This window comes from Tardiphaga sp. OK245 (assembly GCF_900108575.1).
Lineage (GTDB): Bacteria > Pseudomonadota > Alphaproteobacteria > Rhizobiales > Xanthobacteraceae > Tardiphaga > Tardiphaga robiniae.
The window spans coordinates 275646-290918 of sequence record NZ_FNWZ01000003.1; the positions used below are offsets into that span (position 1 = coordinate 275646).

13 protein-coding genes are annotated in these 15273 nt (G+C 61.4%); 9 read left to right on the forward strand and 4 right to left on the reverse strand.

Going from position 1 to position 15273, the window contains the following annotated elements:
* Positions 1–22: 22 nt before the first annotated feature.
* The 3 genes from BLW80_RS13890 to tyrS all read right to left on the reverse strand — a co-directional run bounded on the left by BLW80_RS13890 (position 23) and on the right by tyrS (position 4380).
* Positions 23–1717 carry a methyl-accepting chemotaxis protein gene (locus BLW80_RS13890; protein WP_093758416.1) on the reverse strand — a complete coding sequence of 565 codons (1695 nt, stop codon included), beginning with the start codon at positions 1715–1717 and terminating at the stop codon, positions 23–25.
* Between the two features lie 110 nt (positions 1718–1827).
* Entirely contained in the window at positions 1828–3045 is a 1218-nt protein-coding gene (locus BLW80_RS13895; protein WP_093759082.1) for an MFS transporter, read from the reverse strand.
* Positions 3046–3129: 84 nt separating this feature from the next.
* Entirely contained in the window at positions 3130–4380 is a 1251-nt protein-coding gene (tyrS, locus tag BLW80_RS13900) for a tyrosine--tRNA ligase (protein WP_093758417.1), read from the reverse strand.
* Positions 4381–4535: 155 nt separating this feature from the next.
* On the opposite strand from tyrS, the gene BLW80_RS13905 reads away from it, so the two are divergent.
* From BLW80_RS13905 to BLW80_RS13910, 3 genes are all read left to right on the forward strand, one after another.
* Positions 4536–5645, forward strand: coding sequence for an anhydro-N-acetylmuramic acid kinase (locus tag BLW80_RS13905; protein ID WP_093758418.1), 1110 nt, complete (start codon positions 4536–4538; stop codon positions 5643–5645).
* Positions 5646–5752: 107 nt separating this feature from the next.
* Positions 5753–5887: a hypothetical protein gene (locus BLW80_RS30920; protein WP_283805447.1), complete on the forward strand. Its 135-nt coding sequence runs from the start codon at positions 5753–5755 to the stop codon at positions 5885–5887.
* Positions 5888–5962: 75 nt separating this feature from the next.
* On the forward strand, positions 5963–7489 hold the full coding sequence (locus BLW80_RS13910; protein ID WP_244528230.1) for a porin: 1527 nt from the start codon (positions 5963–5965) through the stop codon (positions 7487–7489).
* 105 nt (positions 7490–7594) lie between these two features.
* Here BLW80_RS13910 and BLW80_RS13915 read toward each other — a convergent pair whose 3' ends face one another.
* A complete protein-coding gene (locus tag BLW80_RS13915; RefSeq protein ID WP_068736626.1) occupies positions 7595–8242 on the reverse strand; it encodes an alpha/beta hydrolase in 648 nt (215 codons plus the stop codon).
* A gap of 275 nt (positions 8243–8517) precedes the next feature.
* Between BLW80_RS13915 and BLW80_RS13920 the strand changes: the two genes are divergently transcribed.
* The 6 genes from BLW80_RS13920 (at position 8518) to BLW80_RS13945 (ending at position 15203) form a co-directional block, all read left to right on the forward strand.
* The gene (locus BLW80_RS13920; protein WP_093758419.1) at positions 8518–9726 is read left to right on the forward strand and encodes a cysteine desulfurase family protein; all 1209 of its coding nucleotides are present in this window, start codon (positions 8518–8520) and stop codon (positions 9724–9726) included.
* 108 nt (positions 9727–9834) lie between these two features.
* Positions 9835–11316 carry a Fe-S cluster assembly protein SufB gene (gene sufB / locus BLW80_RS13925; protein WP_093758420.1) on the forward strand — a complete coding sequence of 494 codons (1482 nt, stop codon included), beginning with the start codon at positions 9835–9837 and terminating at the stop codon, positions 11314–11316.
* A gap of 155 nt (positions 11317–11471) precedes the next feature.
* Entirely contained in the window at positions 11472–12230 is a 759-nt protein-coding gene (gene sufC / locus BLW80_RS13930) for a Fe-S cluster assembly ATPase SufC (RefSeq protein WP_089264143.1), read from the forward strand.
* An 11-nt stretch (positions 12231–12241) separates the two neighbouring features.
* The gene (gene sufD / locus BLW80_RS13935; RefSeq protein WP_093758421.1) at positions 12242–13561 is read left to right on the forward strand and encodes a Fe-S cluster assembly protein SufD; all 1320 of its coding nucleotides are present in this window, start codon (positions 12242–12244) and stop codon (positions 13559–13561) included.
* Entirely contained in the window at positions 13558–14805 is a 1248-nt protein-coding gene (locus tag BLW80_RS13940; RefSeq protein WP_093758422.1) for a cysteine desulfurase, read from the forward strand. The genes sufD and BLW80_RS13940 overlap by 4 nt, the downstream gene beginning before the upstream one ends.
* Entirely contained in the window at positions 14802–15203 is a 402-nt protein-coding gene (locus tag BLW80_RS13945) for an SUF system Fe-S cluster assembly protein (protein ID WP_170849663.1), read from the forward strand. The genes BLW80_RS13940 and BLW80_RS13945 overlap by 4 nt, the downstream gene beginning before the upstream one ends.
* The last annotated feature ends 70 nt before the right edge of the window (positions 15204–15273 follow it).

Consider the following 15273-nt stretch of genomic DNA (forward strand, 5'->3'; position numbering starts at 1 on the left):
CATACAAGGATGTAGCTGCGTTTTAGGCAGCCCGCACGCCGGCGAGGAACGTCGTGACTTCGCCAGACAATTGCTCGGCTTGCTTCGACAGGCCGGAAGCGGCGTTGAGCACCATGCCGGCAGCGTCGCCGGTCTCATGCGCGGCAGCGCTGACGCCGCCGATATTGGTGGTGACGTCCTGCGTAGCCTGCGCGGTCTGGGTGACATTGCGGGCGATCTCCGCGGTCGCGGCACCTTGCTCCTCGATCGCCGAGCCGATCGTGGTGGCGATGGCGCTGACTTCCTCGATGGTGGCGGTGATGCCCTGGATCGCGTCGACAGCTTCCTTGGTCGCACTCTGGATCTGCGCGATGCGGGTGCTGATTTCCTTGGTGGCGTCGGCGGTCTGGCCGGCGAGGCTCTTCACTTCGGTGGCCACGACAGCGAAGCCGCGGCCTGCATCGCCGGCGCGGGCGGCTTCGATCGTAGCATTCAGCGCCAGCAGGTTGGTCTGGCCCGCGATGGTGGAGATCAGCTCAACGACATGCTCGATCTGCTGAGCACCGTCGGCGAGGGCACGCACGATGGTGTCAGTGCGGCGGGCGCTGTCGACGGCGTGGGTGGTGATCTTGGCCGACTGCGCCATCTGACGCGCGATCTCGGCGATTGACGATGACAGTTCCTCGGCGGCGGCGGCGACCGTCTGCACGCGGGTGCTGGCTTGCAAGGCGGCAGTGTTGACGATGCCCGCCTGGTCATTGGTGCGGGCGGCGGTGCCGCTCATCGACTGCGCGGTGGCTTCGAGCTCGGTCGAACCGGATGCCATCAGGCCGACCAACTGGCCGACCGAGGAGTCGAAACGATCGGCGAGGGCAATCAGCGCGTCGCGCTTCTCGGCTTCGCTCATCTGTTTCAACTTGGCCTGCTCGGCTTCGAGGGAGCGGGCGGTCAGCGAGGTCTGGCGCAGCATTTCCAGCGTTTCGGCCATGCGGCCGATTTCGTCGCCGCGATCGGTTTCGCCGACATTCTCATCGAGCGCGCCATTGGCAATCGCGTGCATACGAGCCTGCAGCCGGCGGAGTGCGCTCAGGATGTCGCTGGCCATCAGAAAGGACAGCAATGCCATCACAGCAAGGACGCCGGCGCCGAGCGAGCCGAGGCGGACGAGGAGAGCATTAACGTCGGCGTCGAGGTCATCGATATAAAGGCCGGTGCTGAACGTGATATCCCATGGGGCATAGTAACGAGCAAAGACCATTTTGGCGGTCGGCTCGGTCTGGCCGGGACGCGGATAGAGATAGTAAGTGCTGCCGCCATTTGCGGTCTGGCGTGCGGCGTCGATGATGGCCCTTGAGATCAGAATGCCATTGGAATCCTTGGCGCCCGTATTCTTGTCTTCCAGCTTCGGGTTGCCGGCATTCACCAGGAGAACGCCATCAGGTTTGTAGGCGACGAGATAGCCTTGCTTGTTGCCGAAGGTCATGTTGCGAGCCAGTTGGCGGTAGCGCATCTGGGCGTCGGCCAAGGTGATCTTTCCGGCTGCAATTTCTTCCTGCATGCTGTCGGCCATGCCAACCATCAGATCGACGGCAGTGTGAAGCTGCTCCATGCGGTCTTGCTGCATGCGCTTCTGGCTCAGCGAAGCGGCCACCGCGATGATGGCGCAAATAGACGCAGCAGAGACCAGCACCATGCTGGTGAGCTTGGTGCGAATGGTGAAACGGCTAAGCAAACTCATGTCGACCTCTGATCGGAGCACTACTGGCAAAGAGATACCAGCGAGTCGCTTACCAATCGTGAAAGCTGACAAACTCAGTGAGTTCGCTGTGCGAACGCGCGTGTAGCGATTTAGCGGCGCAAGGCAGGGACGACGAGAAACGGGATCATGCCGATCACGACGCTGACCAAGGCAAAGGCGAGCAGCGAGTTGTAGCTCTGGGTCCAGTCATGCAGCAGGCCACCGGTCCATGAACCGAGCGCGGATCCAAGCCCGCTGCCGAAGGTGATTGTCCCATAGATGGTGCCGACCCGCTTGCCGCGAAAGATCTTCATCGCAGTCGCTGTCAGCAGCGGGCCGCGCGAGCCGATCATGCTGCCGAAGCAGACGACGAAGCCAGTAAGCAGCGCATAGTTCGGATACCATTGCAGCAGCCAGAGCATGACGATGCCGAGGAGCGACAGGCTGTAGCTGAACAGAATGGACGGCCGTCGACCGATCACGCCGTCCAGCCAGCTGACACCGAGCATGCCGAATAGCAGCACCACGCCGCTGAAGCCCCAGGCGGTCGCCGCCTGCAGCGGCGGGAAACCGACGTCGATCAGATAGGCGACGACCTGCGGCGAGATCGCATACATGCCGATGGCAGTGAAGAAGAAGGTTCCGAACAAAGCCCAGAATGCGTGATGGCGCATGGCGCTAATCAGGGTCCAACCCTCGTCGATAAGCGTCTCGCTTGTCTGCGGCTTCTCGAGATGCGGTGAGCCTGCGCCGAACCTGCGCCATGGCAGAAACAGCAAGGGCACCAGCAGCGCCAGGACGCCAAAGCCGAAGATGCGATAGGCGCCGCGCCATTCGACGTGATCGATCAGCAACTGGGCGATAGGTAGCATCAACAACACGCCGGCGCCGGTTGCCGAATACACGACGGACATCGCGGTCGGCAACCGTTTGCCGAACCAGCGTCCGAGCAGCAGGGAGTTAGGCACATTGCCGATACAGGCGATTGCGAAACCGAGACAGAGGCCGAGCGCGAGTTGAAATTGCCAGAGTTTCTGCGCATAGGCTGCCGCGAGCAGCGAACCACCCAGAAGAGCTATGCCGGTCAGAAACACGGTGCGCGGACCGGACCGGTCGAACAGCCGTCCCACCAGCGGTCCCGCAAGGCCGACGCAGAGTGCGATGAGGGAGTAGATCGAGACGACCTCGGCCCGGTCCCAGCCGAAAGATTGCGAGATCGGGAGCAGAAAAACAGTGAAGCTTTCCTGCAGGCCGCGTCCCAGCACGGACAGTGTGAAACAGACACCGAGAACAGTCAGTCCGGTGCGTTGGGACGTCTTCAAATCCATCTGGCTCTTCTTCACGGCGTTTGCGACAGCTGCGCCATGGAGCGCGTTTCGGTCGCTGTGAACAAGTGCGCTGGATGAATGCGGCTATGCAGGCTTGAGCAGGATGTGACGTTTCTTGCCCATCGAGAGCTTGATGACACCTTCTATCAGCAAAGCCGGCGTCAGCATCATCTTCTCGTCAGTGACCGCGACATCGTTGACGCGCAGTCCTCCGCCCTTGATCTGGCGGCGTGCCTCGCCATTCGACGCGACGAAACCGGCATTGACGAAGGCAGCGAGGACGCCGACGCCTGCATCCAGTTCGGCGCGCGGAATATTGACGGTCGGCAGGCTGTCGGCGAGCGCGCCTTCTTCGAAGGTCTTGCGTGCCGTCTCCGCAGCGGCATTTGCTGCATCGCGGCCGTGCACCACCGCCGTCGCTTCGGTGGCGAGAATCTTCTTCGCCTCGTTGATCTCCGAACCGCCCAAGGCCGCGAGCTTGGCGATTTCGTCGAGGGGCAGGCGCGTGAAGACCTTGAGGAAACGGCCGACGTCTGCGTCCTCGGTATTGCGGAAGTACTGCCAGAAGTCATAGGGGCTGAAGAGATCGCCATTGAGCCAGACGGCGCCGGAGGCCGACTTGCCCATCTTCTCGCCGGATGACTTGGTGAGCAGCGGCGTTGTCAGTGCGTAGAGCTGCGGGCCGCCCATGCGGTGGCTGAGATCGACGCCATTGATGATGTTGCCCCACTGGTCGGAGCCGCCCATCTGCAGCAGCGTGCCGTAGCGGCGATTGAGCTCGACGAAGTCGTAGCCCTGCATGATCATGTAGTTGAATTCGAGGAAGGACAGCGACTGGTCGCGGTCGAGGCGCAGCTTCACGCTGTCGAAGGACAGCATGCGGTTAACCGAGAAGTGGCGGCCGACATCGCGCAGGAATTCGACATAGTTCAACTTCAGCAGCCAGTCGGCATTGTTGACCATCAGTGCGTCGGTCGGGCCGTCGCCATAGGTCAGCATCTTGCCGAAGATCTTCTTGATGCCTTCGATGTTCTCCGCAATCTTCTCGACCGTCAGCAATTGTCGCTGGTCGTCCCGGAACGATGGGTCGCCGACCATCGAGGTGCCGCCACCCATCAGCGTGATCGGGCGATGGCCGGTCTGCTGAAACCAGTACAACATGGTCACCGAGATCAGATTGCCGATATGCAGACTGGTCGCCGTGGCGTCATAACCCACATAAGCCGTGACCGGTCCCTTGCAGCAGGCGGCGTCCAGCGCCTCGGCATCCGAGACCTGATGGATCAGGCCGCGGCTCTGCAGGACGTTGAGAAAATCGGACTTGTAGGTGGTCATCGGTTTACGGCTCGGTTGGATAATTTTACGCTGTCTCAATGGATTGGCGGCAAGGTGGGGGCGTGCTGGCTGCCCCAAAGTGCCTGTGGCATTATAAGATTGGACGCTTCGACACAAGTTTTGACCGGAAATGAGGGCTTTGCCGTGTGCCTGATATGCTGACCGCGATCGGACTAATGAGCGGAACCTCGCTGGACGGGGTCGATGTCGCCCTGATCGAGACTGATGGCGAACGGGTCGGGTCGTTTGGCCCGTCGGGGTATCGGCCATATAGCGAGGCTGAGCGTGCCGTGTTGCGCCAGGCGCTGGCTGAGGCCGTGCAACTGAGCCGGCGCGATATCAGACCGGGCAGTCTGGCCGAGGCGGAGCGGGTGGTTACATCGGTCCATGCTGAGGCGGTCGAGGCGTTTTTGACTGATCATGGCATCGCACGAGGCAGCATCGACATCATCGGCTTTCACGGCCAAACCGTGCTGCATCGTCCCGCCGATCGACTCACCGTGCAGATTGGCGATGGGGCGAGTCTTGCCGGGATGGTCGGCCTGCCGGTGATCCACGACCTGCGCGCGGCTGATGTGGCTGCGGGCGGGCAGGGAGCGCCGCTGGTGCCGGTCTATCACCGTGCCTTGGCGCAGGGACTGCATCGTGACGGGCCCATGGCCGTGGTCAATATCGGCGGCGTGTCCAATGTGACTTACATTGATGGCGATATCGCGTTGATTGCCTGCGACACCGGTCCGGGCAATGCGCTGCTCGATGATTTCGTGTTGCGTGCAACGGGGCAGCCGTTCGATGCGGATGGCGCACTGGCGGCGCAGGGCCGTGTCGATGACGCGTGGATCGCAAGGGGGTTGCAGAATCCGTTCTTTGCGGCAGCGCCGCCGAAGTCGCTTGATCGCAATCACTTCGCTGCATTGCAACTGAGCGATACGACTCCCGCTGATGGTGCAGCGACACTGACGGCGTTCACCGCGGCGACCATCGCCAGCATTGCGCCGCTGTTACCAAAGCCGCCGCGCAGCTGGATCATCACCGGCGGCGGCGCACGCAATCCGACGATGCTGCGCATGCTGCGGGAGCGATTGCCGGCCGCTAGCGTCGAGAGTGCGAATGACCTGGGCTGGTCGGCCGATGCGATGGAAGCGCAGGCCTTCGCGTTCCTGGCGGCGCGCTCGCTTGCGGGCTTGCCGTTGAGCTATCCGGCAACGACTGGTGTGCCGGAGCCGATGACGGGCGGTGTGAGAGCGGACTACCTCGCGAGCTAGTGCGAAGTTCGCCATAGCTAAGGCGATTCGACTCACTCAACGAATCAGGTTGATCGCGAATAACGGCGTCGATGCCTGTGGTAGGCGGCAAGCTGCCGCGGACACGGATGCGTGATGACATCACCAAATCTCGTGATGAGTTCGGTACGGAAATGCCGCGGCTTGCCGATTATGTTGCCGAAAGCACACAGCCGGAAAATGATGCTGCGACAATCGACCGCGCGCATTGTTTCGCAACATGATCTTCCACAACTCTGCCTCATGAATGGCACGCCCGGGGCAATCGCGCGTGCCGATACGATCGGTACGGAGGCGACATGACCACCACGATGAAGCAAATGATACTTGGTTCCGCTGCAGCGTTGCTGGCAGCGGGCACTGCCCAGGCGGCGGACCTTCCGGTGAAGGCCAAGGCTGTCGAATACGTGAAGATCTGCTCGATCTACGGTGCCGGCTTCTACTACATCCCGGGCACCGACACCTGCATCAAGATCGGCGGCGCGATCCGCCTTGATACGACTTTTAACGGTGGCCCGTACGACGCGCCGTTCTGGCAGGGCGGCGCCGGTGGCAACAATCTCTGGACCAAGGATAACTTCCTCACACGCGAACGTATCAACATCACGACCGATACGCGCACGGCGTCCGAATACGGCGTGGTGCGTACCTATGCGAACATGCAGCTCGACTTCACGCAGAACCGAGACAGCATCGCCGGCGGCTTCACGGAAGTGGATTTCGCATTCATCCAGTTCGCCGGCTTCACCTTCGGTAAGGCTGTGTCGAATTTCGATCCGCAATGGGCGCTGACCAAACCCTGGATCTCATCGGGCTTCCTTGCGGGTTCGAGCAATACGACCGGCATTCCCCAAATCGCTTACACAGCTGAATTCGGCAACGGCTTCTCGGGCACCATCGCGCTTGAGAACGCATCGCCCTATCGCAATGCCGGCCTCTACAACACCGCGAATTTCATCGTGGCGCCGGGCGCGGGCTCGTTCACCGGTGCCTTCTACGGCACCAATTCGAACACGTTCTTCGGCAACGCCACGGGCGGCAACCATATTCCTGATGTCGTCGGCAACCTTCGGCTCGATCAGAAGTGGGGCTCGCTGCATTTCGCTGCGGCCATGCACACGTCGACGGCCGGCTTCTACGGGGCAAATGAATCCTTCGGGCATCCTGACGATGTCTACGGCTTTGCCGTCAGTGGCGCGGTGGAATTCAAGGTCTTGCCGACCGGTGCAAACGACAGCCTGAAGATCGAAGCGTCTTATGCCAAGGGCGCTGCGCGTTACGCCTTCACCGGCGGCTCGCTCGAAACGTCCGGCGGCGGTCGTTTTGCCAAATTCGATGGCAACACGGTTGGCTTCGGCTACGTGCTCGATGGTGTGTATTCGCCGGGAAGCTCGATCCAGCAGAGTGATGCCTGGGAAGTCAGTGCCTTCTATGAGCACTACTGGAACACGGCATGGCGCACCTCGGTGTTCGGCAACTACAGCCATATCTCCTATGGCGATGCCGGCAACGCGATGCTCGCCGCGGCATTCAGCCCGGCCGGCGGTCGCCTGGGAACGAGCAGTTCGTCCAACCCGGGCTCTACGGCTGGCAGCATTACTGGCACGACCAACAATTTTGATTTCGGAATTGCCCAGGTCGGTACACGTACTGCATGGACCCCCGTCAAGAACCTGACCCTGTCGGCTGAATTCACCTATAGCCGCCTCGATCAGAATCTCGACGGCACCTATACCGGCACGGCAACTGGCAAGCCCAATCAGGCCTACCAGATCAAGGATCAGAATCTTTACAACGGCTCGGTCCAGATCCTGCGCTCGTTCTGATCCCGATCAGGACCTAAAACTGAAACTGAAAAGCCCTCGGCCGATCCGGCCGAGGGCTTTTTGTTAGGTTGACATGAAGCGGCCGGCGTGAGGCCGATCGACGCCTCAGCGTACGTTGGCGAGGCGCATGTCGAGATAGCCGGTGACCGATTCCATCAGCGGCTCGAGCTTGTTATCGAAGAAGTGATTGGCACCCGGAATGATGTGCTGATCGATCACGATGCCCTTTTGGGTCTTCAGCTTCTCGACCAGCGTGTTGACGTCCTTCGGCGGCACGACCGCATCCTTCTCGCCGTGCACGATCAGGCCCGACGACGGGCAGGGTGCGAGGAACGAGAAATCATAGAGATTGGCCGGCGGTGCGATCGAGATGAAGCCTTCGACCTCGGGGCGACGCATCAGGAGCTGCATGCCGATCCAGGCGCCAAACGAGAAACCGGCAACCCAGCAGGCGCGCGCTTCGGGATTGATGGTCTGCGCCCAGTCGAGCGCTGCGGCTGCATCCGACAACTCGCCGGTGCCGTGGTCGAATGAGCCCTGGCTGCGGCCGACGCCGCGGAAGTTGAAGCGCAGCACGGAGAAACCGCGATGCACGAAGGCGTAATAGCACTGGTAAACGATCTGGTGGTTCATCGTGCCCGCAAATTGCGGATGCGGATGCAGCACCATGGCGATCGGCGCGTTCTTCTGCTTGGCCGGATGATAGCGGCCTTCAATACGGCCTGCGGGACCGGTAAAAATAACTTCGGGCATAGTGATCCTTAGGTCCCGTTCTTGGCGTGATCAGCCGGTTTCGCGCAGGGCTCAGCGAGAATGGCTCGGAGGGGACCCTGCGAGGAAAGGGCGATCGGGCACCGTCAGGTTGATGGCGGGCGGCACCGGGTGAAGTTGAGGCCGCGTTCTACCATGAGCGCAGGGGCGAAAAGCAAGCATATTGAACGTGTCCGCGGCCGTGACATGCGTTGCGCGGGCGCATTTGGTGAGCAATTGGGGTAAGAGAGACGGCGCGCGGCACCGGACGACGTCCGATGCGGCTATCGAGGCTCCAAGTCCCTCAAGGTAAAGCAGAATTGGCCAAAGACCGGGTCTATCTCGACTGGAATGCGACGACACCGCTACGCCCTGAGGCGCGGGCGGCGATGGTGGCCGCGTGGGATTTGGCTGGTAACCCGTCATCGGTTCATACCGAGGGCCGTCAGGCCCGCCGGATCGTTGAGGACGCCCGTGCGGCGGTCGCAGGCGCCTTGGGCGCAGATTCGCGAAACGTCATATTCACCTCAGGCGGAACCGAAGCCAATGTGCTGGCGCTAACGCCCGGGCTGGTGCGCAATCCAGGCGCGGCCGTGCGGCGGCTGATCGTCTCTGCGGTGGAGCACGCCTCGGTGCTGGCGGGAGGCCGCTTCGCCGCGGGAGACCTCCAGGTGCTGGGCGTGGACCGGGATGGGGTCGTGAAACCGGATGAGTTGCGGGCGCTCCTGGCGGGGGGGGAGCCGGCGCTGGTTTCCGTGATGTTGGCCAATAATGAAACCGGCACCCTTCAACCGATTCCTGAGCTTGCGGCCATCGTGCATGACGCCGGCGGCTTGCTGCATGTCGACGCTGTGCAAGCGTTCGGAAAGATACCAATAGATATCAAATTATTGCAGGCTGATCTTCTATCAATTTCTGCGCACAAGATCGGCGGCCCAAAGGGCATTGGCGCGCTGGTCTTGGCCAATGGCGTCGCCGGGCTCAATGCGCTGCTCAGCGGCGGCGGGCAGGAACTGGGGCGTCGGGCGGGAACCGAGAATGTGCCCGGAATCGCCGGCTTCGGCGCCGCCGTGACGGCCGCTATCGCGTCGCTTGATGACATGAAAGGGGTCGAAAAACTGCGTCAGCGGCTTGAGGCGGGCTTGCGGCAATCCAGCAACGGACTTGTGTTCGCCCAGGATGTGCCGCGTCTGCCCAATACGGTCCTGTTCGGCGCTCCCGGATTGCGCGCCGAGACCGCTGTGATTGGATTTGATCTCGAAGGTATTGCGGTATCGTCTGGTTCCGCCTGTTCGTCTGGTAAGGTGCAGCCGTCCCATGTGCTGGAAGCCATGGGTTTCGGGCCGGAGCTGACCCGGGGTGCTGTGCGTCTCAGTCTGGGCTGGTCGACCACCGAAGCGGACGTCGATCGGTGCCTGGAGGCTTGGCGAAAGCTCTCGGGTACACTACTTAAACATAGCGACGAAACACAGCTTGAACGGTTCTAAGAGGGGTGATTTCCCCGCGGGAACATCGTAAAGAACCCCGACAAGCTTTGAGTTTCACGTTTCTGGATTGATCCACCGCGGTCCTTGAAACCGCGAGCGGAGGATAAAATGGCTGCCGTACAAGAGACCGTCGATCGGGTTCGCCAGATCGACGTCGATCAATATCGTTATGGATTCGAGACCATCATCGAATCCGAGAAGGCCCCGAAGGGCCTTTCCGAAGATACCGTCCGTTACATTTCCGCCAAGAAGAACGAGCCGGCATGGATGCTGGAATGGCGTCTTGAGGCGTATCGCCGCTGGCTGACCATGGAAGAGCCGAAGTGGGCGCGGGTCGAGTATCCGAAGATCGACTTCCAGGATCTCTATTACTATTCGGCGCCGAAGCCGAAGAAGACCATCGGCTCGATCGACGAGATCGATCCCGAAATTCTCGAGACCTACAAGAAGCTCGGCATTCCCCTCCGCGAGATCGAGGCGCTGGAAGGTGTCGTGCGTCCGGAAGGCGAGCGCAGGATCGCCGTCGATGCCGTGTTCGATTCGGTGTCGGTCGCGACCACGTTCCAGAAAGAGCTGAAGCAGGCTGGCGTGATCTTCATGCCGATCTCGGAAGCCATCCGCGAACATCCCGATCTGGTGAAGCAGTATCTCGGCACGGTCGTGCCGACCTCCGATAACTTCTATGCCACGCTGAACTCCGCGGTGTTTTCCGACGGCTCGTTCGTCTATGTGCCGCCGGGCGTGCGTTGCCCGATGGAGCTGTCGACCTATTTCCGCATCAATGAGCGCAACACCGGCCAGTTCGAACGAACGCTGATCATTGCCGACAAGGGCGCCTATGTCAGCTATCTCGAAGGCTGCACGGCGCCGCAGCGCGACGAGAACCAGCTCCATGCGGCTGTCGTCGAGCTCGTCACCCATGACGATGCCGAGATCAAGTATTCGACGGTCCAGAACTGGTACCCCGGCAATTCCGAAGGCAAGGGCGGCATCTACAATTTCGTCACCAAGCGTGGTGACTGCCGCGGCGACCGCTCGAAGATTTCCTGGACCCAGGTCGAGACTGGCTCCGCCATCACCTGGAAATATCCGAGCTGCATCCTGCGCGGCGACAATTCGCGCGGCGAGTTCTATTCGATCGCGATTTCGAACGGCTATCAGCAGGTCGATAGCGGCACCAAGATGATCCATCTCGGAAAGAACACCACGAGCCGGATCATCTCGAAGGGTATCGCTGCCGGCAAGTCGCAGAACACCTATCGCGGCCTCGTCACCGCGCATCGCAAGGCGACGAACGCGCGTAACTTCACGGCCTGTGACTCACTCCTGATCGGCGATCAGTGCGGTGCGCATACCGTGCCGTATATCGAGGCGAAGAACGCCTCGACGCTGTTCGAGCACGAAGCAACGACGTCGAAGATCTCCGAAGACGTGCTGTTCTATTGCGTCCAGCGTGGCCTGTCGCAGGAAGAAGCCGTCGGCCTCGTGGTCAACGGTTTCGTGAAGGACGTGTTGCAGCAACTGCCGATGGAATTCGCGGTGGAAGCGCAGAAGCTGATTTCGATCTCGCTTGAGGGATCGGTGGGCTAAGTCCCGCCATCGCGGATGCCCGCACAGCGGCGCTTCCAGGATGTCGGCAAGATTGAAAACCATCCTTAGAGGCTCGCCGCGAATGGCGAGCACTCCAGGCTGAACCCAAGTGCGTTCAGGCGAGGATGACGATGATGATCAAAGGATAGAGACTGATGACCGCATTGCTTGAAGTGAAGGACCTGCAGGTTCGTGTCGAGGATCGCGAGATTCTCCATGGGCTGACGATGACCGTGAATGGCGGTGAAGTGCACGCCATCATGGGACCGAACGGTTCGGGTAAATCGACGCTCAGCCACGTCATCGCCGGCAAGCCCGGTTATGAGGTGACCGGCGGCGAGATCCTGTTCAAGGGTGAAGACCTGCTGGAGATGGAGCCCGACGAGCGCGCCGCCAAGGGCGTGTTCCTGGCGTTCCAGTATCCCGTGGAAATTCCTGGCGTGACGACGATGAACTTCCTGCGCACTGCGGTGAACGCGCAGCGCAAGGCGCGCGGCGAATCCGAATATCTGGTGCCGGACTTCCTCAGGAAGGTCCGCGAGGTCGCTGCTTCGCTGAACATCCCGATGGATATGCTAAAGCGCGGCGTCAATGTCGGCTTCTCCGGCGGTGAGAAGAAGCGCAACGAGGTGCTGCAGATGGCGCTGTTCCAGCCGAGCCTGTGCATCCTCGACGAGATGGACTCCGGTCTCGACATCGATGCGTTGCGCGTGGCTGCCGACGGCGTCAATGCACTGCGCAGCCCGGATCGCGCCATGGTCGTCATCACGCATTATCAGCGCCTGCTGAACTACATCGTGCCGGATCATGTGCATGTGATGTCGAAGGGCCGCGTCGTGAAGAGCGGCGGCAAGGAACTGGCGCTGGAACTCGAAGAGTCCGGTTATGCGCAGTATGAAGACGCGGCGGCCTGAGTGAGACAATCATGAATGTAGCTCTCGCAAAGACAACAACGGGCGCGGTGCTGGACGGCACATTCGCCGCTGCGCGCGGCCGGCTGCCGGGCGTCGGCACGGTGGCGGAAACGCGCCAGCAGGCGTTCGACGATTTCGCGCGCACGGGTCTGCCGACCCGGCGCATCGAAGAATGGAAATATACCGACCTGCGCAACCTGTTGCGTGACGTGGCGCCGCTGGCGCCCGCGCCGGATCAGGCCGCGCTGGCCCAGGCCGCGAAGCTCGTCGAAACGCTCGGTACGGGTGATACGCAGAAGCTGGTCATCGTCGATGGCGTCTTCGTGGCAGGTCTCTCCGATCTGACGTCGGGCGGCGGCGTGACCGTGCATGCGCTCAGCGCCATGCTCGATGACGCGACCAGTGCGACGCGTGCCGACCTGCTGCGCTCGCGCATTGTCGATCCGATGATCGCGCTGAATGCCGCCTTTGCGACCGATGGCATGCTGATCGATATCGCGGACGATGCCGTTCCGGCCCGGCCGCTGCATATCGTGCATGTCGCGACACGCCCGAGCGTGGCCGCATTCACGCGGTCGCTGGTGCGTATCGGCAATCGCGCGCGTGTGACGCTGGTCGAAAGCTTCGTCGCGACAGAATCCGCGAAGGCGTATCAGGCCCATGATGCTGTCGTGATCTGGATCGGCGACGATTCCGATCTGCAGCATGTGCGCGTGATGGAAGACGCCGGCGATGCAGCGAATATCGCAACGGCCATCGTCACAGTCGGTGCGCGCACCAAGTTCAACACCTTCAGCCTGACCACTGGCGGCGGCGTCAGCCGCTATCAGAGCTTCATCACGCTGGCTGGTGTGGATTCGGAGCTGTCGACCAACAGCGTTCATCTGCTGCGCGACAAGCAGCATGGCGACTGTACCTTCGTGATCGAGCATGCGGCGCCGAATTGCCTCAGCCGTGAGCTGTTCCGCGCCGTGCTCGACGATCGCGCGCATTCGGTGTTCCAGGGTCGCATCAACGTCCATCAGATCGCGCAGAAGACCGACGGCAAGATGATGTCACGGGCGCTGCTGCTGTCCGACGAGGCCGAGATCGACAACAAGCCCGAGCTCGAGATCTTCGCTGACGACGTGCAGTGCGGCCACGGCGCGACCATTGGCGCGCTGGATGACAGCCTGCTGTTCTATCTGCGGGCTCGCGGCCTGCCGGAGAAGGCGGCACAGGCGCTGCTGATCCAGGCATTCGTGGGTGAAGCGCTGGAGTCGATCGTGAATGACGATCTGCGCGACGTCGCGATATCGGCCGCAGAGCGTTGGCTGGAGTCGCGCGCATGACATTGCATCCCGCGGTCTCGAACGGGTCATATGACGTCGCTCGCGTCCGCGAGGATTTTCCTGCGCTCGAGATGAAGGTCTATGGCAAGCCGCTGGTCTATCTCGACAACGCTGCATCGGCGCAGAAGCCCTATGCTGTGCTCGACCGCATGACCGAGGCCTACAAGTCCGAATATGCCAATGTGCATCGCGGACTGCATTACCTCGCCAATGCCGCGACCGAAGCCTATGAGGGCGCGCGCATCAAGGTGCAGCACTTCCTCAATGCCAAGCGCCCCGAGGAAATCATCTTCACCCGCAATGCCACCGATGCGCTCAATGCCGTCGCAGCATCGTGGGGCGGCGAGAACATCAAGCCGGGCGATGAGATCGTGCTCTCGATCATGGAGCACCATTCCAACATCGTACCGTGGCACTTCCTGCGGGAACGTCAGGGCGCCGTCATCAAATGGGCGCCGGTCGATGACGAAGGCAACTTCCTGATCGACGAGTTCGAGAAGCTGCTGACCGATCGTACCAAGATCGTCGCCATCACCCAGATGTCCAATGCGCTGGGCACGCTGGTTCCGGTCAAGGACGTGGTGAAGCTCGCGCATGCGCGCGGCATTCCCGTCGTGGTGGATGGCAGCCAGGCTGCCGTGCACATGCCGATCGATGTGCAGGACATCGACGCCGACTTTTATATCTTCACCGGCCACAAGCTGTACGGACCGACCGGCATCGGCGTGCTGTATGGCAAATATGACCGCCTGGTCGCGATGCGACCCTATGCCGGCGGCGGCGAGATGATCCGCGAAGTGGCGAAGGAGTGGGTCACCTATGGTGATCCGCCGCACAAGTTTGAGGCTGGTACGCCCGCCATCGTCGAGGCCATCGGCCTCGGCGCTGCGATCGATTACGTCAATTCGATCGGCAAGGAGCGGATTGCCGCCCATGAGCACGACCTCCTGGCCTATGCACAGGACCGGCTGCGCGAGATCAATTCGCTGCGAATTATCGGAACTGCCAAGAACAAGGGCCCGGTGATTTCGTTCGAACTGAAAGGCGCTCACGCCCATGATGTGGCGACCGTGATTGACCGACAGGGCGTCGCTGTCCGTGCGGGAACCCACTGTGTGATGCCGCTTCTGGAGCGATTCAATGTCACGGCCACGTGCCGTGCATCATTCGGAATGTATAATACCCGCGAGGAGGTCGACCACCTCGCACAGGCGCTGATCAAGGCACGGGAGTTGTTTGCATGAGTGACATTGCAGAAGCCAAGACGCCGGACGCCACCCCCGAGGCTGAGAAGCCCGCTCACATGCAGACCACCTCGGCGCTCGATCCCGCCGAAACCGAACGCCTGGGCACCGAGATCGTCGCTGCACTGAAGACCGTGTTCGACCCGGAAATCCCCGCGGATATCTACGAGCTCGGCCTGATCTACAAGGTCGACATCAAGGACGATCGCTCCGTCCAAGTCGAGATGACGCTGACGACGCCGAATTGTCCGGCCGCCGAAGAGCTTCCGACGATGGTGGAGAACGCCGTGGCCAGCGTGCCCGGAGTCGGTCTGGTCAAGGTCGAGATCGTCTGGGAGCCGACCTGGACGCCGGACCGGATGACCGACGAGGCCCGTCTCGTTCTGAATATGTGGTGAGTTGCGTCTGGTTGCTGAATACGCCCAAGTCGCTTGAATTCCTATGGCGGCCTTGAACCGCCGAAGGGAC

Bases quoted from the DNA above. Each gene is read 5' to 3' on its own strand.
- BLW80_RS13890 (WP_093758416.1), bottom strand. From the start codon at position 1,717: ATGAGTTTGCTTAGCCGTTTCACCATTCGCACCAAGCTCACCAGCATG.
- BLW80_RS13895 (WP_093759082.1), bottom strand. From the start codon at position 3,045: ATGGATTTGAAGACGTCCCAACGCACCGGACTGACTGTTCTCGGTGTC.
- tyrS (WP_093758417.1), bottom strand. From the start codon at position 4,380: ATGACCACCTACAAGTCCGATTTTCTCAACGTCCTGCAGAGCCGCGGC.
- BLW80_RS13905 (WP_093758418.1), top strand. From the start codon at position 4,536: ATGCTGACCGCGATCGGACTAATGAGCGGAACCTCGCTGGACGGGGTC.
- BLW80_RS30920 (WP_283805447.1), top strand. From the start codon at position 5,753: ATGCGTGATGACATCACCAAATCTCGTGATGAGTTCGGTACGGAAATG.
- BLW80_RS13910 (WP_244528230.1), top strand. From the start codon at position 5,963: ATGACCACCACGATGAAGCAAATGATACTTGGTTCCGCTGCAGCGTTG.
- BLW80_RS13915 (WP_068736626.1), bottom strand. From the start codon at position 8,242: ATGCCCGAAGTTATTTTTACCGGTCCCGCAGGCCGTATTGAAGGCCGC.
- BLW80_RS13920 (WP_093758419.1), top strand. From the start codon at position 8,518: ATGCGGCTATCGAGGCTCCAAGTCCCTCAAGGTAAAGCAGAATTGGCC.
- sufB (WP_093758420.1), top strand. From the start codon at position 9,835: ATGGCTGCCGTACAAGAGACCGTCGATCGGGTTCGCCAGATCGACGTC.
- sufC (WP_089264143.1), top strand. From the start codon at position 11,472: ATGACCGCATTGCTTGAAGTGAAGGACCTGCAGGTTCGTGTCGAGGAT.
- sufD (WP_093758421.1), top strand. From the start codon at position 12,242: ATGAATGTAGCTCTCGCAAAGACAACAACGGGCGCGGTGCTGGACGGC.
- BLW80_RS13940 (WP_093758422.1), top strand. From the start codon at position 13,558: ATGACATTGCATCCCGCGGTCTCGAACGGGTCATATGACGTCGCTCGC.
- BLW80_RS13945 (WP_170849663.1), top strand. From the start codon at position 14,802: ATGAGTGACATTGCAGAAGCCAAGACGCCGGACGCCACCCCCGAGGCT.